Here is a 19184-nt window from a genome sequence, read left to right as displayed (position 1 = left end):
CCGCCATTTGGGCTGATCCCGGCCTCAAAGAGCGGCCGCCAGGGCCGGCCCGGCTTCGAAATGCGGAATCGCCTCGACCAGCTTGCGCGTGTAGTCGGTCTTCGGATTATCGAACAGGGCCCGGCTCTCGCCCTGCTCCACGATGCCGCCGTTGCGCAGCACGATGGTGCGGTCACACAGCATGCGCACGACGTTGAGATCGTGGCTGACGAACAGCAGTGCAATGTCGTTTTCACGCCTGAGGCGATCGAGCAGCTGCAGCACAACCGCCTGCACCGAGACGTCGAGCGCGGCGGTCGGCTCGTCCAGCACCAGAAGCCGCGGCCGGCAGGCGATGGCGCGGGCAATGCCGACGCGGGCTTTCTGGCCGCCCGAGAGCTGATGCGGAAACCGCGGCAATAGATCGAGCGGCAAGCCCACCCGCTCGCCGCATTCTTCCACCCGTTTGCGCAGCCCCTCGCCGGCGCGCATGCCGTCCAGACGCATCAAGGGATGGGCAATGCAATCGAACGCCGTGAAGCGTGGGTTGAGGCTCTCGTTCGGGTCCTGAAAGACCATCTGGATGTCTTTGCGCAGGGGCGAGCGGTGGAAATCGCGCGCCGCCACGTGCCCGATCGACTGCCCGCCGAACACGATGTCGCCTTCGCTCGGATCGATCAGGCGGCAGATCATCCGCGAGGTCGTGCTCTTGCCGGAGCCGGATTCGCCGACGAGACCGACGCTCTCGCCGCCGGCCATCGTCATCGAGAAGTCGGCCACCGCGGCAGAGCCCTGATCGAAGCGCTTGGCGAGCTTCCGTACTTCCAAGAGCGGCGGCGTGCCGTGCGCCAGCGCAGGCCGTGGCTTGCCGAGAACGGCCGTATAACGCTCGCGCTCCTCCTCCGTCACGAGATCTTCGATCCGTGACGTCGCCGTCGGCGATGCCGCAACCAGGCGCCTCGTATAGGCGTGCTGCGGCGCGCCGAAGAGCGTGCTGGGGCTCGCCTCCTCGACGATACGGCCGCGCTCCATCACGGCGATGCGGCGGCAATAGCGCGCCGCGAGGCCGAGGTCATGCGTGATCAGGATCGTCGCCATGCCACGCGCGGCGGCAATGTCTGCCAGGAGATCCATGACCACCTTCTGCGTGGTGACGTCGAGGCCGGTGGTCGGCTCGTCCGCGATCAACAGCGCAGGATTGCAGGAGATCGCGATCGCGATCATGACGCGCTGGCACATGCCGCCGGAAAGCTCGTGCGGATAAGCGGTCATCCGCGCCTCGGGATCGCGGATCTGGACCGCGCGCAGCAACTCCAGCGCCTCGGAGCGCGCGGCCTCTTTCGAGATACGCTTGTGGGTGAGGATCGCGTCCGCGATCTGCAGGCCGATCGCACGGATCGGATTGAGCGCCGCCCGCGGGTTCTGGAAGATCATCGACATCGCGGCGCCCTGCAACTGTCGCAGATCATCGCCGCGGAGCTTGGTGACGTCCTGCCCGCGAAACAGGATCTTGCCGCCGGTGACGCGGCCGGCGGCATCCAGCAGCCGCGTCGTCGCAAAGCCGGTGACCGACTTGCCCGAGCCGCTCTCGCCGACGAGGCCGAGCATCTCGCCGGCCTTGACGGTGAGCGTCACGCCGCGCACGGCCTCCACAATGCCCCGCCGCGTCGAGAACGAGACGTGGAGGTCGTCGATCCTGAGCAGGTCCTCGCTCATGTGCGCATCCGGGGATCGAGAATGTCCCGCATCCCGTCGCCGAGGAGATTGAAGCACAGCACCGCCAGCATCAGCGCAAGGCCCGGAAAGGCCACCAGCCACCAGCGTCCGGTCGAGATGAAGCGCGCTCCCTCTGCGACCATGATGCCCCATTCCGGCGTCGGCGGCTTGACGCCGAGGCCGATGAAGGACAAGCCGGCGGCATTGAGAATGGCCCAGCCCAGATTGAGCGAGATCTGCACCGCCATCGCCGGCAGGATGTTCGGCAGCAGGAAGCGCAGCACCACCGAGAAATGGCTCTCGCCGCAGGCGCGCGCGGCCTCAACCCAGCCGACATTGCGCCGGACGTTGACCTCGGCGCGCGCGAAGCGGATGTAGAAGGGAAGATTGATGATCGCGGTCGCGATCACGATGTTCTCGATCCGGTTGCCGAGAGCGGCGACCATCGCCATCGCCAGCACGAACAGCGGAAACGCCATCATCACGTCGACGAAGCGGCCGACGGCGCGATCGAGCCGTCCGCCGGCATAGCCGCAGAACGCGCCGACGACGGCCCCGATCACGAACGAGATGCCGACCGCGGAGACTGCGATGGCAAGGTCGAGCCGTGCAGCGATGATGAGACGGCTGAACACGTCGCGGCCGAGCTGGTCAGTGCCGGCGAGATGCGTGGCGCTCGGCGGCTGCAGGGCTTCCGAGACATTAGAGACCACGGGATCATAAGGCACGATCCAGGGACCAAAGATCGCGACCAGGACGAACAGCGTCACCCCGGCCGCGGCCACCGCCGTCAGCGGATTGCCGCGCAAAATCCAGACCGAATGGCGAAGTGTGGCGCTAGTCATTCGATCGACACCCTGGGATCGGCGATGCCGTAGCAGATGTCCACGACGAGATTGACCAGCACGAACAGGCTGGCCATCAGCAGCACGAAGCCCTGCACCGGCGCATAGTCGGACGACAGCAACGCGTCGAGCGCATAGGAGGCCACGCCCGGCCAGGAGAACACTTTCTCCACCAGCACATTGGCGCCCAGCATCGTCGAGAACACGATGCCGGCGATGGTGATGACGGGCAGGATCGCGTTGCGGAGCGCATAGGTGACGACGACCTTGCGCCAGGACAATCCGACCGAGCGCGCGGTGCGCACGAAATCGCTGCCGAGCGAGACCAGCATCGAGGCCCGCGTGATCCGCGCCAGCGGCGCGATCACGAACAGCGCCATGCTCACCGCCGGCAGGATCAATTGCCTGCAGGCCGCCCACCAGCCCTCAACGTCACCGGCGAGCAGGAAATCGATCGAGAGGAAGCCGGTGCGTTGCGGCGGCAGCGAGGTGAAGACGTCGATCCGCCCGGTCGGATCAGGCGCCAGCCCGAGCAGATAATAGAAGACGTAGATCAACAGCAGGCCCGAGACGAAGGTCGGCACGCAGACACCGAGCGCGCAGAACAGCCGCACGCCGTGATCGATGATCGATCCCGGCCGCAGCGCCGCGATGACGCCGAGCGGCACCGCCGCGATCAGCGCGATCAGGAGTGCGGTGAAGGTGAGCTCCAGGGAGGCCGGCAGCCGCTCGCGGAGGTCCTTCAGCACCGGCTGGCCGGTCATCATCGAGCGGCCGAGATTGCCGTGGCCGATGTCGGAGAGATAGAACACGAGCTGCTCCGGCACGGATTTGTCGAGCCCCATCTGCTTGCGGATCTGCTCGATCTCCTCCTTACCGGCATTGGGCCCCGAGGCGAAGAACACCGCGGGGTCGCCGGGCAGGACGCGCATCAACAGGAAGGTGAAGACCAGCACACCGAACAGCGCCGGCAGCGACGACAAGAGCCGCCTGCCCGCCCGCACCATCGTTGCACCAAGACCGGACGTCACCATTCAGTGTCCCTGCTGGCCGCTGATGTCACTTGCGGCTGACATCGCGATAATCCACCTGGCGATGGAACTCGTAAGTGTAGCCTTCGATCGACGGCGCCATCACCGCGTCCTGATTGGGTTGCCACAGCATGACCTGCGGCATCAGGTCGAAATGCATCGCGTTGAGCTTGCGGCCGGCTTCCTCGTACTTGGCCTTATCCGGCTCAAAGCGCGCCTCCTGCGCGATCGCCGCAAGGTCGGGGTTGTTGATCGAGCTGTAATTCCAGCGCTGACTGCCGGTGTAGAAGTTGCGGTAGAAATAGTCGGTCGACGGCAGCCAGGCGACGATCCCTTCGGTGAAGAACGGCAGCTTCTTCTCGTTGATCTGCGTCGACATCTGCGCGTCCGGCAGCTTCTGGATGTCGACCTTGATACCGATCTTGCCAAGCGACTCCTTGACGAGGGCGGCCATCGGCTCGGCGGTCGAAGCCTGGCCGACGTTGAAGCTGAAGGTGGTCGAGAAGCCCTCGGGAAGACCAGCGGCTTTGAGGTACTCCCTGGCCTTGTCGAGATCGAGCTTCAGCGGCTGCTGGAACGGATAAATGCCGTTCGCCGGCTTGCCGTCCGCCCAGGTCGCGCCAAACAGGGGCGCCCCCCGGCCGAACAGAGCGGCCTTGAACATGTCGTCATAGGGCAGCGCGGAAGCGATGGCGCGGCGAACATTGACGTTGTCGAAGGGCGGGATCTGGTTGTTCATCGAGACGAAGGTGACCGCGTTGTATTGCGGCGTCGAGATCACCTTGAGCTTGCCCTTGGCCTCCAGCGACTGCACGTCGCTCGCCTGCAGGTCGAGCACGAGATCGGCATCGCCGCGTTCGACGAGGTTGGCGCGGGTCGCCGGCTCCGGCACCGACTGCACGATGATGCGCTTGAAGAACGCGGGCTTGTTGGCCGAGCCGCGATTCCAGCTCTCGTCGCGCTTGAGAATCACCTGCTCGCCGGGCTTGAAACTCTCGACCGCATAGGCGCCGCTACCGGCAGTGTGCTCCTTCAGCCAGGCCGTGGCCCAGGGATCGTCAGCCGTCGCGTGCTCTTTTGCCACTTTCGAGTTGATGATCATCGGATAGACGGTGGCAAGATTAGGCAGCGCAAGCTTGTCCGGTTTTGGCAGCGTCACCTCGATGGTGAGGGGATCGATCACCTTGAACTGATCGGCCGACGTCAGCGAGCCCGTCAACAGCTGCGCCTTGCCGAGGATCGGCGCGGTGACGCAGCGGTCGAGCGACCACTTCACGTCCTCGGCGGTCACGGGCGAGCCGTCCTGGAATTTTGCATCCTTGCGCAGGCGGAAGGTGATCTTCAGGCCGTCGGGACTGACGTCGTAGGATTCGGCGAGCTCGCCGGTGATCGTATCGAGATCGAACACCCATTTGCCGTTGAGCTGCTTGCGGCCGAACGCGACCAGCCGGTCATAGGTGCTCATGCTCAATGCGAAGGACTCGCGGGTCGAGCCGGGAATGTTGGGATCGAGCGTGTTGACGGAGGCGCCGGTGACGTAGCGCAACGTCTCGGCCCGGGTTTGCGCCTGCGAAGGCGCGGCGGCGATGAGCAACAGCGCGGTGGTGGCGAGGACCGACGACGCCAACCTGAAAGACACAAAACGCATTGGTTTTTCCCTGAATTTCGAACGAGAACGCCAGCAAGGCAGGTTCAAAAAGAAGCAAGTTGCGCGCCAGTCTCATCGGGCGTTTTTGAGGACGCATCGTCGCGGCGGCGCATGGATGATCACAGCGATTCCCCCATTTTTCGCGCCGGCCGCGCAACCACGGCCTGCGGCACGTCATAGGCGCTGAGCGAAGCCCAGTGCCGTTCGACATCGGCGCGGAACAGGCCGCGCGTCAGCCCGTGGATCAGCTTTGGAACGGCGGTCGTCATCGCGTTGATCGACGATCCCGACGGACCGAAGCTCATGGTGGAGGCGATGGCGAAGAGATGGACGTCGGAGATCCACGGCGTCGTTCCCGGCACGCGCTCGGTGAAGGAATAGTCGTCGGCAAGATAGGGAAAGCGGCCGAGCCGTTCGTTGCGTTCGTCTTCCGGCGGCTGGTAGCGGTCGGTCCAGATGGCGATGTTGCCGGCGAAATTGGCGAGCTCGCCGCGACCGGCAAAGTCCATGTCGATGCCGGTACCGCAGATGACGAAATCGGCCGTGATGGCTCCGCGTGGCGTCTGGAGTTCAACGCCTTTGCCGGTCTTGCGCGCGGCTTCGACCGGCGCGCCCTCGTGCAAGGTGAAATTGGCGTGACGCGCGCAGCGGTCATAGGTCGGTTGCGGAAATCCCTCGCGCATTTCGAGGATCTTGCGCATGAAGCGCCAGCGCCAGGCATCGTCGAGATCGCTGAGATGGCGCAGGAAGCCGCGAAAGGTCAGCCAACGATAGGGCTGGATGACCTGGATCTGCGCACGGCGGCACAGCAGGTGTACCTCGGCGGCCCCGGCTTCCAGAGCCGTCGCCGCATTATCGAAAGCGGAGGCGCCGGCACCGATGACGGCGACGCGCTTGCCGCGCAGGCTTTCGAAATCGATGTCGTCGGCAACGGTTGCAACGGAGCTCGCCGGCAGATGCGCTAGCTGCTCCGGGATCATCCAATCGCCCATGCCCTCCTGCCCCGTCGCGAGCACGATCTTGCGGGCATAGAGCGTTTCGTCCCCTCCTGCCCGTTTCACGCGCGCAGCAAGCAGGCCGCCAGCCGCCGGCGCGATCTCCAGCAGCTCACAAGCATTGCGCACCGGCAGGCCGACCGTGCGCCGCAGCCAGAGCAGGTACTCTGCCCAATGCTCCCGCGCGATCAGGCCGAGCTCCTGCCAGCTCGCCTTGCCGAAGCGGGCCTCGTGCCACGATTGGTACGTCAGGCTGGGGATATCGAGATCGGGCCCGGTATAGTCCTTCGGGCTGCGCAATGTCGGCATCCGGGCGTAGGTGAGCCACGGGCCCTCCTTCCCCTCCAAGGCCTTGTCGATCAGCAGGATGTTGCTGACGCGCGAGCGCAGCAGGCCGAAGCCGATGGCGATGCCGGACTGGCCGGCGCCGATGATGAGGACATCCAGCGCCGGCTTGCCATCGGGTCCCGTTTTGGGATCGAGCCAGGCAGCGCCGGGATGCGCGATCCTGGAGAGATCGGCGCGAATATCGGCTTCGAGCTGGGTGAGCGCCTCACTCATGCCGCGAGCCAGCCTCCGTCGACCACCATCACGGTGCCGGTCGTGAAGGACGAGGCATCGCTGGCCAGATGCAGCGCGGTCTGCGCGATCTCTTCCGCGGTGCCAAACCGCTTCATCGCGTGGCGATTGCGCGAGGCCTCGCGCACTTCCTCGGAATTGGCGTGACGGGCAAAGCTGCGCCGAAGCATTGGCGTGTCGATCGCGCCGGGCGCAATCGCGTTGACCCGGATACCGTCAGTGGCGAAGTCCACCGCCATGGTCCGCGTCAGGCTGATGATCGCGCCTTTGGCGGCGATATAGGCGCTGTTGCCCTTGCCGCCGGCGATCGCGAGCTGCGATGCCAGCGTGATGATCGAGCCGGACTTCTGCCGCTGCATGTGAGGCACTGCGGCCCGCGCCCATAGCCAGGTGCCGCCGACATTGGCACGAAACACCGCATCCCAGTCGTCCAGGCTCGTCGTCAGCACGGTGCCGCCGCAGGAGAAGCCGGCCGCCGTCATGAGGATATCGAGCCGGCCAAATCGGGCCACGACGTTATCGACGACCGTCTCGGCGAAAGCGGCATCGCCGACGTCGCCGACATGCGTGGTTGCTTCGCCGACCAGGCTCAGAGTTTCCGCAAGGCCCGCGGCATCACGATCGACCAGAGCAAGGCCCGCGCCCTCCTCCGCGAACAATTTTGCGCTGGCGCGGCCGATACCCGAGCCCGCGCCGGTGATGATGGCGGTGCGCCCATTCAGCCGCATCTCAGATCCACTCCTTGTGCTGCTTCAGCCAGGCGCTCATCGCGGAGGCGGACTCGGCGCAGCCGAACCGCGCGCGCCAACCGAATTCGTCGGCCATTCGCGTCACCGACAGCGGCGCGCGACAGGGCCCGTGCAGCTTGATGGCCGTCTTCTCTCCCGGCGCCGCGAGCCGGCACTCCAGGCCGGGATGCAACGCTGCGAACGCCTCGCCCCATTGCAAGGCGGGCCACGCCCCGCCGTTCGAAATGTTGTACAGCCGGTGACGAGGACGCTCGGCTTCAACCAGAATCGCGACAGCTTCGGCAGCGTCCGGCGCGTAAGTCCAGTCTCGCAGACCCGGCTCCGGCATGATGGCCGGCTCGCCGCGAGCGAATGCGGCCAATATCTGATATTGGAGGCTCGGCGTATCGCGCACTGAACCGGGGCGCTCCCACGGCCCGAAGACCGCAGTCAACCGCACACTGAGGAAATCACCGCCAAAAAGCTCGGCGTGCCGTGCCACCGATCGCTCCGAGGTGAACTTGCTGATGGCGTAGAACGAGACGGGATCGCAGGGCGTTTCCTCGTCCAGAATGTCGACCCGCGCACCCGCGGCGCCGTAGGCCGATGCCGACGACAGATTCACGACGCGGCGAACGCCATGGCGGATCGCGGCTTGCAGGATCGGAATCTGCGCCATGACGTTGACCTCGAGAACGCGTGCGGGCGATACCCGCTCGAGATCTTCGCCGGCGGTGACTGCCGCGCCGAGCACGATCGCATCGCAACCCTTTGCGATAAGGCCATCGATGGTGTCGGCGTCGGTGATATCGCCCTGCACCGCTTCGAGCCGTGCGCCGTAATCGGCAAGAGATCGCTGCGCGGATGGCGGCAGCGGTGCACGATCATACAGCGTCACCTCGTGCCCGCGTGCGAGCAGCACCTCTGCGAGATTGAGGCCGAGAAAGCCGGTGCCGCCGAAGATAACGGTCCTCATCGCGCGCGATCCACCATCACAGCAGCTTGGCTCCAAAATTCCGCTCCGGATCCATGTCGGCAACGAGCCGGCCGGTCGGCCTGGCCGCCTCGCCGCCGCTGCGCGCCAGGAATTTTCCGCTGCCGGTGCTCGCAAGACACTTGTCGCCCTCGATGATCACGCGGCCGCGCGAGAGCACCGAGACCGGCCAGCCCTTCAGCTGGCGGCCCGCGAACGGCGTGTAGCCGGCGAGATCGTGCATCATCTCGTCGGCGATGGTGACCTCGCGGTTGGGATCCCAGATCGCGATATCGGCATCGGCGCCGACGGCGATCGAGCCCTTGCGCGGATGCAGATTGTAGATCTTTGCCGGCGCCGTCGCGGTCAGCTCGACGAATTTTTCCAGGCCGAGCCGTCCCTTCGACACCATCGCGTCGAACAACAGCGGCAGCCGCAGCTCCAGGCCCGGCAGGCCGTTGGCGACCTGCTTGAAGTTGGGATTGGGACCGGCGCGCAACTTGCCGGTCTCGTCATAGCGATACGGCGCGTGGTCCGACGAGATGGTCTGGAGATCACCGAGCGAGAGCGCCTGCCACAGCGCCTCCTGGTCGGCATGCGTGCGCGGCGGCGGGCTACACATCCACTTCGCGCCCTCAGCACCCGGCTTGTCGAGATCCGCAGCGGTCAGGAACAGATATTGCGGGCAGGTCTCGGCGAAGACCTTGAGCCCCTGCCCGCGCGAGTCGCGGATCACCTTGGCACCCTCGGCTGTCGAGACATGGAAGATCATGATCGGCTGGTCGATCAGCGCCGCCATGCCGATCAGCCGGGTGAAGGCTTCCGCCTCAGAGACGCGGGCGTGGCTGACGGCGTGGTATTTCGGCATCGTGTAGCCGCGCGACAGCAGCCGCTTCACCATCCAGGCGATGATGCCGTGGTTTTCGGCATGCGCGCACAGCATCGCGCCGGACTGGCGCGCGGCGAGCAGGATGTCGAGCAGCGGCTCGTCGTCGACCTTGAGGCGGTCGTAGGTCATGAAGATCTTGATCGAGGCATGGCCCTGCTTCACCAGCGCGGGAATGTGCTCCTCGACCGTCTCCTTGGTCGCGTCCGCAATGATCATGTGAAAGGCGTAGTCGATCACCGCACCTTTCTTCGCCAAAGCGTGATAATCCTCGACGACCTGTGGCAGCTTCATGCCGACATGCTGAGCCGCGAACGGGATCACCGTGGTGGTGCCGCCGAAGGCGGCGGAGACGGTGGCGCTCTCGAACGTATCGGCGTTCATGATGCCGGCGGCCGAGAGCTGCTCGATATGGGCGTGGCTGTCGACGCCGCCGGGCAGCACCAGCTTGCCGCGGGCGTCGATTTCGCGCTTTGCGGGCGGAAGCCCGCGGCCGATCGCCGCGATGGTCTCGCCGGAGATGGCGACGTCGGCCTCGAAGACGTCGGTCGTTGTGGCGACGCGGCCGCCGCGGATGATCAGGTCGTAAGCGGGTTCAGTCATGAGGCACTCCGTGATAGGCTCAAGGCACGTTCGCTAAATTTCGCAGGAAGATCATCATGTCCCGGCCGCGCATTCTCGTCATCAACCCGAACTCCAACCACAAGGTCACGCAGGGGCTGGAGGATGCGTTGAAGCCGCTCGATTTCGAAGGCGGACCCGAAGTGGTCTGCCAGACGCTGGCCGAGGGTCCGTTCGGCATCGAAAGCCAGGCGGACGCCGATAGCGTTGCGATACCTTTGCGGAAGCTGGTCGAAAGCGACAACAGCTCGGCCGCCTTCGTCATCGCCTGCTACAGCGATCCCGGGCTCCAGGTCTGCCGTGAAGGCACCGACCGGCCGGTGTTCGGCATTGCCGAGTGTGGCGTGCTGACGGCGCTTTCCCGCGCGGAGACTTTCGGCGTCATCGCCATCGCGCAGCGGTCGATTCCGCGGCACATGCGCTATCTCAGGCAGATGGGCCTGACCGACCGCTTTTCCGGCGAGCGGCCACTCAACATGAGCGTCGCCGAAACCGCTTCCGGTGAAGGCACGCTCGCCAAGATGATCGAGGTCGGCCGCGCGCTGCGCGACGAGGACGGTGCCCGCGCCATCGTGATGGGCTGCGCCGGCATGGCCCGCCACCGCCGTGCGCTGGAAGACGAGCTGCGCATTCCCGTGATCGATCCGACACAGGCGGCCGTCACCATGGCGCTGGGTACGGTGCGGTTCTCGGCTCACTAGGCGTCCTTCAGCTCTTTGGTTTCCTGGCGCGCGAGCCATTGCGCATGGCTCTCGCGGACCAGGGCAAACGTGTCCCGCTGGGTGGTGTAGAGGTTGCCGAACATGCGGCCGATCGGCCGATAGGCGTCGAGATCGACATACATGTTGGCGGTGTCGACGAGGCCCTCGCGGGCGTGAACCCGCACGACCTCGCCGACCAGGAGCTCGCGATCGGGCGAGAAGGTCAGCACGACATGGCGCCGGCATTCCAGCGCGAACGGCGCCGCAGCGAGGCGCGGCACCTTCACGTCCACGGAGGGAAGCGTCGCCAGGCCCGTCGCGGCGACCTCGCTGTCGCCTGAGGGGAAATCGACCGCGCAGTCGTTCATCGCGACCGACAGCGCCTCGTCCACCATATGCACCACGAATTCGCCGTCGCGATGGATGTTGCGAGTGGTGTCCTTCGGCGAGTGGTCCGGCTTGTGCTGGAGCCCGAGCACGATCAAGGCCGGGCTTTCGGAGAACACGTTGAAGAAGCTGAACGGCGCGGCATTCACCGCCCCGTTCTCGTCCAGCGTGGTCACCAGCGCGATCGGCCGCGGCACCACCACGCCGCAAAGCAGCTTGTAGCGATCGCGCGGATCGAGCTCACGCAAGGAGATGCCCTTGTCAGCCATCGGCGTCAGTTCTCCGGCGGCGGCACCGCGCCGGTCTGGCTGGTGATCAGGCCGTAATGCTCGATGCGGCGATGCCGGGCGAAATCGAAGATCGTGGTCTTGCCGAAGGTGGTGGCGTCGAGGTCGCAGGCGTGAACCAGAACCTCGTCGTCGTCTGTCTTCGCCTCGGCCACGATCTCGCCATTGGGATCGACGATCAGGCTGCCGCCGAACAGCGGGTGACCGTCCTCATTGCCGGCCTTGGCGACCGCGACCACCCAGGTCGCGTTCTGATAGGCGCCGGCCTGCACCGAGAGGCGATTGTGGAACAGGCGCTTCTCGACGCCCTCCTCGCTCTTCTCCGCATTCACGGACGGCGTGTTGTAGCCGATCAGCACCATCTCGACGCCCTGCAGGCCCATGACGCGGTAGGTTTCGGGCCAGCGGCGGTCGTTGCAGATCGCCATGCCGATGATGCCACCCAGCTCGCGCCAGACGTTGAAGCCGAGATCGCCCGGCTCGAAATAGCGCTTCTCCAGATGCTGGTGCGAGCGCTTGGTGTCGTAGTCCACATGGCCCGGCAAATGGACCTTGCGATATTTTCCGATGATCTTGCCGGACTTGTCGGTGAGAACAGCGGTGTTGAAATGATGACCGTCCGGCGTCAGCTCGGCATAGCCGAAATTCATCGCCATCCCGTGCTGCGCCGCGCGCTCGAACAGCGGCCTGGTTGCCGCGTTCGGCATCTCACGCTCGAACCAGATGTCGAACTCGGAGCGGTCCTCGACGTACCAGCGCGGGAAAAACGTCGTCAGCGCCAGCTCGGGATAGACGATCAGGTCGGCGCCCTTGCTCTTGGCCTCGTCCATCAGCGCGATCATGCGCTTGACCACGGCCTCGCGGCTGTCGGCTTTCTGGATCGGGCCCATCTGGGCGGCGGCGACATTGACGATACGCATCAGCGAATTCCTGGTGATGTCTGGGGGGAAGGGTCGGCTCGTGGGATCTTCCGCCGCGCCGAGCATAACGCGGCTCCGTGCCGATATTCCAGCCAAGCAGCTTTCATGCCGTCCGCCCCCATTCGGCATCCTGCAACAGCCGCCAGTTGATTTTGTTGCTGGCGGTGCGCGGCAGGGACTCGACGAAAACGACGGCGCGCGGCGCCTTGTAGCTTGCCATCGCGCCGCGTGCCCAGCCGACGATATCATCGGCCGAAGTCGTCGCGCGCGCGGCGTCATCGAGCACCACCAGCGCCTTTACGGTCTCACCGCGATAGCCGTCCGGCGCTGAAATGATGCAGCATTCCCGGATGGCGCGGTTCTGGTACATCGCCGCCTCGACCTCGGCCGGCCACACCTTGAAACCGCTGACATTGATCATCCGCTTCAGGCGGTCGACGGCGAAGAAATAACCGTCGGCATCGCGGTAGCCGAGATCGCCGGTGCGCAGGAACCGCTTGCCGTCGCGTTCGATGAAGGCCTCAGTATGCGCCTGCGGCCTGTTCCAGTAACCCTGCAGCACCTGCGGCCCATGCACGATGATCTCGCCGACCACGTGGTCGTCGAGCTCGATCAGGCTTTCGGGATCGATCACCCTGGCGTCGGTCTCGTGCACGGCGATGCCGAGGCATTGCCGCTTCGGCGCGGCCATCGGATTGAGGTGCGTCGGTGACATCGTCTCGGTCATGCCGTAACCTTCGACGAAATCGAGGCCGAACCGCCCCTTGAGCCGTTCGGCGACCGCGGTCGGCATCGCCGCGCCGCCGCCAGTCAGCACCTTGAGCTTGGCAAAGCATTTTTCGCGGAAACTGGCGCTGGCGAGCACATCCACGATCATGGTCGGCGCGGCGTTCCAGAACGTGACGCCATAGGTCTCGAACAGGTCGGGGAGCAGATCCTTGTCCCAACGCGCCATCAGCAGCAGCGTGGCGCCGGCGACGATGGCGGCATTCATCGAGCCCTGCATGCCCGCGACATGGAACAGCGGCATGAAGCCGGTCATGACGTCACCGCCATCGAGCCCATACCAGCGCGCCTGCAACACGGCGGTGAACAGCGCGCTGCGATTTGTATGCATGCACGCCTTGGGCTTGCCCGTCGTCCCGGACGTGTAGGGCAGGATCATGAGATCGTCCGGCCCCGCCTCCATCGCACCCGGCTGCAGGCCTTGCGCGATCGCGGGCGACCACGAATGCCAGCCCGGCGACGACGGCACTTCCGACGGCGCGTCGGTCACGCAGCGCGGCAGCGTGTAGGGCGTGGCGGCTGGAACCTCGTCGCGATATTGCGCGACGATTGCATGCGTGATGGCCTCGTCGACCACTGGCGCAACCACATCGCTCAGCTCGCTGCCGATGATCGCAACTCTGGCGCCGCTGTCCGCGGCGAGGTACGCGATCTCTGCGGTCTTGTTCATGGGATTGACCGGTACGATCACGGCGTCCGCCCGCATCACCGCGTAATAGGCGACGACATATTGTGGCGAGTTCTGCAGCGCGATCATGACGCGGTCGCCGCGCTTGATGCCGCAAACGCTTTGCAGGAAGCCGGCCATGGCATCGACCCGGTCGCGCAGCTCGGCGTAGCTCAGGCTCGCGCCGTAGAACACCGTCGCCGGATGCGATGGACGTTCACGTGCAGCACGCACCAGCGCGTCGTAGAGCGTCCCCTCCGGCATCGCGAGATGCCAGGGCTCGTCCGCCGGCCAGGCCGGTGACCTCAGGGACGTTGTGTGGCTCACCCGTGCTCCTTGTCAGCGACATCGAGACCGTGGTCGAGCGCGTCCAGAAGCTGGTTAGCCTCGCGCTCGGAGATGATCAGAGGCGGTGCCAGGAACAGCGAGGTCTGCTCGCCGCTGGTGCCGATCACCGCGCCGGCCTCCAGCGCCCGCTCCGCGACGCGCGAGGCGATCGGCACCTCCGTGGTGTCGGCATGCCAGGTGCGCCAATCCGGGCCATGCAGCTCGACCGTCCAGTGCAGCCCCTGCCCCGCCACGCGCTGCACGCTCGGATGCCTTTGCGCGATCGCCAGCAGGCGCCGCGCAAACAGCCTTTCGAGGCCCGCGACGTGCTCCAAAATCTTGTCGTCGCTGACGACCTTCAGATAGGCGCTCACCGCAGCCATGCTGATCGGATGGCCGCGCAACGTGCCGTAATTCTGCCAGCTGGTGCCCTTGAGCCGCTCGACGATGTCCTTGGACACCACCACCGCGGCGACCGCCGCCGCCCCGCCGCCCAGTGATTTGCCGAGCGTCACGATGTCGGGGCGGCTCTGCGCGCCCTGGAATGCGAACCAGCGGCCCGCGCGGCCTGCGCCAGTGACGACCTCGTCCGCGATCCAGTACGAACCGGCCTCTCGCGCGCAGCGCGCGACCTCGTCCTGATAGGCGCCGTCGTAATAGATGCCGCCCTGGGTGTAGTCGATGATCGTCGCCGCGGTGTCCGACAAGAGGCGCGGCGCGTCTGCCAGATATTCGCTGGGCGGCGCGTTGTTGGCCGGCGCGCCATAGATCGCGCCATTCGGCGCCGGGAGAATCCGCACCGGTGCCATCGGTGCCGGCAATTTTGAGCCGCCGGCGTGCACCGCTAGGCCGCCGTGCCATTGCGGCTGCACCGTCATGCTGCGCGACAGGCCGGTGATGCCGTGATAGGCGCGCTCGCGCGTTGCCAGCGCGGAGCGCTGCGTCAGCGCCTGGCACAGCGACAGCGCCATGTCGTTGGCCTCGCTGCCGCTGATGCAGAAGCGCACCGCGCCGACCCAATCCTCTTCGCCCTTGAAGGCGGTCGCCATCAGATCGTCGGCAGCCTGCTCGCGACCGATCCAGGTCCAGCCTTCATTGACGACAGGCGTATCCGCCGCGCGGCGGATCGCCTCCACCATTGCGGGATGGCGGTGGCCGAGACCGCCGCCGGTGTTGCTGCCGTCGATCAGCTTGCGGCCGTCCGCAAGGTGAAAGTAGACGCCCTCGCCGCCGACCACGGCCATCGGTGCGGCCTCGCCCGCGTTCAGCCCGGTTCGCAACAACCTGCTCATGGCCACTGCCTCACTTCGCTGTCGCGGCGCCGTAGCCGCCGCCACCGCACATCTCGATCGTGACGAGATCGCCTTGCTGCAATACGAGGTTCGACTTGCCGTCGATCGTGACGTTTCGGCCCTGCCGGACCAGCGAGATGCGGCAGGCCTTGCCGGGATAGCCGCCCTGCATGCCCCAAGGCGCCATCACCATGCGTTCGATGCAGGTGGTCAGGTGCATCGATGGCGCCAGGATGCGGTAGGTGCGGACGGAGCCGTCCCCACCGCGATGCGCGCCCGCGCCGCCGGAATTCCGGCGGATGGCCTGCTGCTCCAGCCGGATCGCGTAATTCGCCTCGATCACCTCGACCGGCGTGTTCGAGGTGTTGGACAGATGCACCCGGGTGGCCGAGGTACCGGCTCGATCGTGCCGCGCGCCTTCGCCGCCGCCATGGACCTCGTACAGCATCTTCCACGACCCGTTCGGCCGCGGCTCGGCGAAGAATAGCACGCCGGCGGTGGTCGCCCCGCCCGCCGACAGGCGCTCGGGAATGGTGTCCTGCATGGCGCGGAAAATCGCATCGACGATGCGCATGGAGGTCTCGTGATTGCCGGCGGCAACCGAGGCGGTCCAGCCGGGCTCGAGGATCGAGCCCGGGCGCGTGATGATGGTCAGCGGCCGCAGCGCGCCGGCGTTCTGCTGCATGTCGCGTCCGCTCATGATGCGCGCGGCATAGGCCACCGCCGAGCGCGCCATGAACGGCGTCGTGTTGCAGAAATTGGAGACCCGGTCGCAGCTTCCGGAGAGATCGAAGGTCGCTTCATCCCCGCGAATGGTGATCTTCACATGGATGCGCGCCGGTGCGTTGTTCGCGCTGCCGTCGTCGAGATAATCCTCGCCCTCGTAGACGCCATCCGGCAGATCGCGCAGCGCTTCCCGCATCTCGATTTCGGAGAGATCGTGCAGGCGCGACTGCGCCGCCATGAAGACCGCCTTGCCATGCTCGCGGCAGAGCTCGACGATGCGCTTCTCGCCGGCCTTGGTCGCCGCGATCTGGGCGAGCAAGTCGCCCTCGCAGGATTCGGCATCGCGAACGTTGGCTTTGAGCAGCTGCACGATCGGCGTGTTGAGGCCGGCAGCAGTCGCGATCAGCACCGGCGGAATCCGCATCGCCTCCTGGAACGTGTCGACCGCCTTGGCGAAATAACTGCCGGGCCAGGTGCCGCCGATATCAGGCCAATGGGCGAGGCTGACCGCGAAAGCCACGATCTCGCCGTCGAAGAAGACGGGCCGCACGACCTTGACGTCATTGAGATGATTGCCGCCGAGCGCGCCGATATTGTAGATGACGACGTCGCCGTCGTTCAGGCCATCGCGCGGCATCACCTTCAGGAGTTCGGGGATGGTGTAGGCCATCGCGCCGAGATGGATCGGAATGTCGCGGCCCTGTCCGACCAGGCCGCCGTAGCCGTCGGTGATCGCCGACGACAGGTCGCCGGCTTCGCGCAACAGCGGCGAGCGCGCCGAGCGCGTCATGACGAGGCTCATCTCCTCGGCCGCGGCCGAGAGCCCGTGCCTGATGACCTCGACGACGAAGGGATCGAGCTTCATGCCGCCCTCCGCCTCAGGAACAGATTGCCTGATGGATCGGGCCTCGCCTGCCAGCCCGGCGGCACCACCACGGTCGACCAGGCGTCTTCGATGATGGCGGGACCATTGATGGTCTCGGTGAGCGAGGCGCGGTCGACGATCGCGGTTGCGATGTCATGGAAGCCGTCGAACGAGCAGGTGCGCGTGCCCGTAGACACCGCCCTCGCCGCTGTCGCCGGCCGGCTGACAACGGTTGTCGACGGGCGCCGGGCCTGCACCCGCACGGATTCGATGACGCAGGGCTCACCGGTCGCATAGCCGAACAGCTCGTGATGCCGCGTCAGAAAGTCCTGCTTCAGCCTGACAACGTCGAGCGGCAGCGTGAACGATACCGGAATGGCGTCATTCTGCGCCGCATAGCGCATCAAGGCCACCAGCTCGACCTGGATCTCCGCTTTTGCAACATTGTTGGCGAAAAGCGGCGCCGAGGCATCGGCAATCAGGGTGTCGATCCGCTCCGAGACGCGGGCGAGATCGATGCCGTCGAGGGCAGCGCGAAGGGTCTGCTGCTGCAGGAAGCTGAAATCGGCGGTGAGGCAGCCCAGGGCCGAGAACGCACTCGAGGCACTGGGCACGACGACCTCTGCAATGCCGTAGAGATCGGCAAGGCCCGCGGCATGCATCGGACCGCCGCCGCCGAAGGCCAGCAGCGTGCAGTCGCGCCCGTCGATGCCGCGCTCGACCGTGACGCGGCGGAGCGCGCGGGCCATGGTCGCGTTCGCGACCTTGATGATGCCGAGCGCCGTTTCGGTCAGGCTCAGTCCGAGTGCGTGCGCAATTGGCGCGATGACACGCTTGGCGCTCTCGATGTCTATGCCGATGCGATCGCCAAGCTTGGTCTCGGGATTGAGATAGCCGAGCACGGCATTGGCATCGGTGATGGTGGGCTCCGTGCCGCCACGGCCATAGCAGGCCGGGCCCGGCTCGGAGCCGGCGCTCTCGGGCCCGACCGTCAGCCCGCCGGGACCGTTGCGCACGATCGATCCGCCGCCCGCACCGATCGAGTGCACCGCCAGCATCGGCTGGCGCAGCGGCTTGTCACCGAGCATGCGGCCGTCGGTCATTTCGGCCTGGCCGTCGACGATCAGGCACACGTCCGTCGTGGTGCCGCCCATGTCGAAGGTCAACATGCGCGAGCAGCCGAGCTGGCGCGCGATGCTGACCGACGCCGAGACGCCCGCCGCCGGCCCCGACATCGCCATCACCAGCGGACGCCGCTTCACCGCCGAAATCGGGACCATGGCGCCGGCGGAGTGAAACACCTGCAGGCCGGCCCCGATCGGCAGCCGCTGCTCCAGCTCGCTGAGATATTCCACCGCGATCGGCATCGCGGCCGCGTTGAACACGGTCGCCGAGGTCCGCTCATATTCGCGTGCCTCGGGATTGACCTCGTGCGAGAGCGAGACATGGGCGACGAGGCCCTTGAGCCGCTCGCCCAGCATCTTTTCATGCACCGGATTGGCATAGGCGTGAAGGAGTGCGACCGCGACGCTCTGAACGCCGGTCCCTTTCAGCCACGCCACCAGGCGCTCGATCTCGGCTTCCTCGAGCGCCTTCAACACTCGCCCCTCATGATCGAGGCGCTCGGCGAGCCCGAAGCATCTTTCAGGCGGCACCAAAGGCGGCGATTTCGGCGGAATGTCGAGCCGGTAGAGGTCGCGCCGGCGATAGCGGGCGATCTCGAGCACGTCGGCGAAGCCTTCGGTCGCGACCAGCGCCACCTTCGGCAGCCGATTCTCGACGATCGCGTTGGTCACGCGCGTGGTGCCGTGGACGAAGCGCCTGACCTCGCTCTTGCGCAGACCCACCGCCTCGATCGCCTCCAGCATCGCCTGAACCGGTGCGTCGGGGCGCGACGGCACCTTTGCAATCCGCGCTTCCGCGGAATCGCGCCGGATGGCGATGATGTCGGTGAAGGTGCCACCGATATCGGTGCCGACCTCCCAGTGATCGTCGGAGTAGCTCATCTGCACAGTCAGCTACGCGTGACGTCCGGACCGGACGCCAGGTCCTTCCCGGCCATTGCCGCATCCAATGCCAAAGCGAGCACGCTCATCGTCATTCCCTGTCATGCCATCACGGGCGAGCGTGCGACAGAGCGATGGCCGCGGGATAGGGTCGGAGTTGTCGCAAACCACCGAGCCAGCGAGCCGCCGGCATTGCGCGGCGCACCATCGGCTGCACGT

15 protein-coding genes are annotated in these 19184 nt (G+C 66.1%); 1 reads left to right on the top strand and 14 read right to left on the bottom strand.

Going from position 1 to position 19184, the window contains the following annotated elements; all coding sequences use genetic code 11:
• Positions 1 to 24 precede the first annotated feature (24 nt).
• The 8 genes from nikE to hydA all read right to left on the bottom strand — a co-directional run bounded on the left by nikE (position 25) and on the right by hydA (position 9983).
• Entirely contained in the window at positions 25 to 1695 is a 1671-nt protein-coding gene (gene nikE, locus DCG74_RS18680) for an ABC transporter ATP-binding protein (RefSeq protein ID WP_172784404.1), read from the bottom strand.
• Positions 1692 to 2540 carry an ABC transporter permease gene (locus tag DCG74_RS18675; RefSeq protein ID WP_172784403.1) on the bottom strand — a complete coding sequence of 283 codons (849 nt, stop codon included), beginning with the start codon at positions 2538 to 2540 and terminating at the stop codon, positions 1692 to 1694. The genes nikE and DCG74_RS18675 overlap by 4 nt, the downstream gene beginning before the upstream one ends.
• A complete protein-coding gene (locus tag DCG74_RS18670) occupies positions 2537 to 3571 on the bottom strand; it encodes an ABC transporter permease (RefSeq protein WP_172784635.1) in 1035 nt (344 codons plus the stop codon). The genes DCG74_RS18675 and DCG74_RS18670 overlap by 4 nt, the downstream gene beginning before the upstream one ends.
• 28 nt (positions 3572 to 3599) lie before the next feature.
• On the bottom strand, positions 3600 to 5219 hold the full coding sequence (locus tag DCG74_RS18665) for an ABC transporter substrate-binding protein (protein ID WP_172784402.1): 1620 nt from the start codon (positions 5217 to 5219) through the stop codon (positions 3600 to 3602).
• A gap of 119 nt (positions 5220 to 5338) precedes the next feature.
• Entirely contained in the window at positions 5339 to 6775 is a 1437-nt protein-coding gene (locus tag DCG74_RS18660; protein WP_172784401.1) for an NAD(P)-binding domain-containing protein, read from the bottom strand.
• The gene (locus tag DCG74_RS18655) at positions 6772 to 7521 is read right to left on the bottom strand and encodes an SDR family oxidoreductase (protein ID WP_172784400.1); all 750 of its coding nucleotides are present in this window, start codon (positions 7519 to 7521) and stop codon (positions 6772 to 6774) included. The genes DCG74_RS18660 and DCG74_RS18655 overlap by 4 nt, the downstream gene beginning before the upstream one ends.
• Before the next feature lies 1 nt (position 7522).
• Positions 7523 to 8497 (bottom strand): NAD(P)-dependent oxidoreductase, encoded by a 975-nt coding sequence (locus DCG74_RS18650; protein ID WP_172784399.1) that lies wholly within the window; start codon positions 8495 to 8497, stop codon positions 7523 to 7525.
• A gap of 16 nt (positions 8498 to 8513) precedes the next feature.
• Positions 8514 to 9983, bottom strand: a complete 1470-nt coding sequence (hydA, locus tag DCG74_RS18645) for a dihydropyrimidinase (RefSeq protein WP_172784398.1) — start codon at positions 9981 to 9983, stop codon at positions 8514 to 8516.
• A 56-nt stretch (positions 9984 to 10039) separates the two neighbouring features.
• On the opposite strand from hydA, the gene DCG74_RS18640 reads away from it, so the two are divergent.
• Positions 10040 to 10702, top strand: a complete 663-nt coding sequence (locus DCG74_RS18640) for an aspartate/glutamate racemase family protein (protein WP_172784397.1) — start codon at positions 10040 to 10042, stop codon at positions 10700 to 10702.
• Here the strand turns inward: DCG74_RS18640 and DCG74_RS18635 are convergent.
• The 6 genes from DCG74_RS18635 to DCG74_RS18610 form a co-directional block, all read right to left on the bottom strand.
• A complete protein-coding gene (locus DCG74_RS18635; RefSeq protein WP_172784396.1) occupies positions 10699 to 11358 on the bottom strand; it encodes a flavin reductase family protein in 660 nt (219 codons plus the stop codon). The genes DCG74_RS18640 and DCG74_RS18635 overlap by 4 nt on opposite strands.
• 5 nt (positions 11359 to 11363) lie before the next feature.
• Positions 11364 to 12296 carry an N-carbamoyl-D-amino-acid hydrolase gene (locus DCG74_RS18630; protein WP_172784395.1) on the bottom strand — a complete coding sequence of 311 codons (933 nt, stop codon included), beginning with the start codon at positions 12294 to 12296 and terminating at the stop codon, positions 11364 to 11366.
• A 103-nt stretch (positions 12297 to 12399) separates the two neighbouring features.
• Positions 12400 to 14076: a long-chain-fatty-acid--CoA ligase gene (locus DCG74_RS18625; protein WP_172784394.1), complete on the bottom strand. Its 1677-nt coding sequence runs from the start codon at positions 14074 to 14076 to the stop codon at positions 12400 to 12402.
• Positions 14073 to 15368 (bottom strand): aminotransferase class III-fold pyridoxal phosphate-dependent enzyme, encoded by a 1296-nt coding sequence (locus DCG74_RS18620; RefSeq protein ID WP_172784393.1) that lies wholly within the window; start codon positions 15366 to 15368, stop codon positions 14073 to 14075. Before DCG74_RS18620 ends, DCG74_RS18625 begins: the two co-directional genes overlap by 4 nt.
• Before the next feature lie 10 nt (positions 15369 to 15378).
• Positions 15379 to 16959, bottom strand: a complete 1581-nt coding sequence (locus DCG74_RS18615; protein WP_172784392.1) for a hydantoinase B/oxoprolinase family protein — start codon at positions 16957 to 16959, stop codon at positions 15379 to 15381.
• A complete protein-coding gene (locus tag DCG74_RS18610; protein WP_172784391.1) occupies positions 16956 to 18965 on the bottom strand; it encodes a hydantoinase/oxoprolinase family protein in 2010 nt (669 codons plus the stop codon). Before DCG74_RS18610 ends, DCG74_RS18615 begins: the two co-directional genes overlap by 4 nt.
• Between the last annotated feature and the right edge of the window lie 219 nt (positions 18966 to 19184).

The sequence above is a fragment of the Bradyrhizobium sp. WBAH42 genome, from assembly GCF_024585265.1.
Taxonomy (GTDB): Bacteria; Pseudomonadota; Alphaproteobacteria; order Rhizobiales; family Xanthobacteraceae; genus Bradyrhizobium.
Note: the sequence above shows the minus strand (reverse complement) of the source record. Positions and strands in the feature narration are given on the sequence as shown.

Bases quoted from the DNA above. Each gene is read 5' to 3' on its own strand.
- nikE (WP_172784404.1), bottom strand. From the start codon at position 1,695: ATGAGCGAGGACCTGCTCAGGATCGACGACCTCCACGTCTCGTTCTCG.
- DCG74_RS18675 (WP_172784403.1), bottom strand. From the start codon at position 2,540: ATGACTAGCGCCACACTTCGCCATTCGGTCTGGATTTTGCGCGGCAAT.
- DCG74_RS18665 (WP_172784402.1), bottom strand. From the start codon at position 5,219: ATGCGTTTTGTGTCTTTCAGGTTGGCGTCGTCGGTCCTCGCCACCACC.
- DCG74_RS18660 (WP_172784401.1), bottom strand. From the start codon at position 6,775: ATGAGTGAGGCGCTCACCCAGCTCGAAGCCGATATTCGCGCCGATCTC.
- DCG74_RS18655 (WP_172784400.1), bottom strand. From the start codon at position 7,521: ATGCGGCTGAATGGGCGCACCGCCATCATCACCGGCGCGGGCTCGGGT.
- DCG74_RS18650 (WP_172784399.1), bottom strand. From the start codon at position 8,497: ATGAGGACCGTTATCTTCGGCGGCACCGGCTTTCTCGGCCTCAATCTC.
- hydA (WP_172784398.1), bottom strand. From the start codon at position 9,983: ATGACTGAACCCGCTTACGACCTGATCATCCGCGGCGGCCGCGTCGCC.
- DCG74_RS18640 (WP_172784397.1), top strand. From the start codon at position 10,040: ATGTCCCGGCCGCGCATTCTCGTCATCAACCCGAACTCCAACCACAAG.
- DCG74_RS18635 (WP_172784396.1), bottom strand. From the start codon at position 11,358: ATGGCTGACAAGGGCATCTCCTTGCGTGAGCTCGATCCGCGCGATCGC.
- DCG74_RS18630 (WP_172784395.1), bottom strand. From the start codon at position 12,296: ATGCGTATCGTCAATGTCGCCGCCGCCCAGATGGGCCCGATCCAGAAA.
- DCG74_RS18620 (WP_172784393.1), bottom strand. From the start codon at position 15,368: ATGAGCAGGTTGTTGCGAACCGGGCTGAACGCGGGCGAGGCCGCACCG.
- DCG74_RS18615 (WP_172784392.1), bottom strand. From the start codon at position 16,959: ATGAAGCTCGATCCCTTCGTCGTCGAGGTCATCAGGCACGGGCTCTCG.
- DCG74_RS18610 (WP_172784391.1), bottom strand. From the start codon at position 18,965: ATGAGCTACTCCGACGATCACTGGGAGGTCGGCACCGATATCGGTGGC.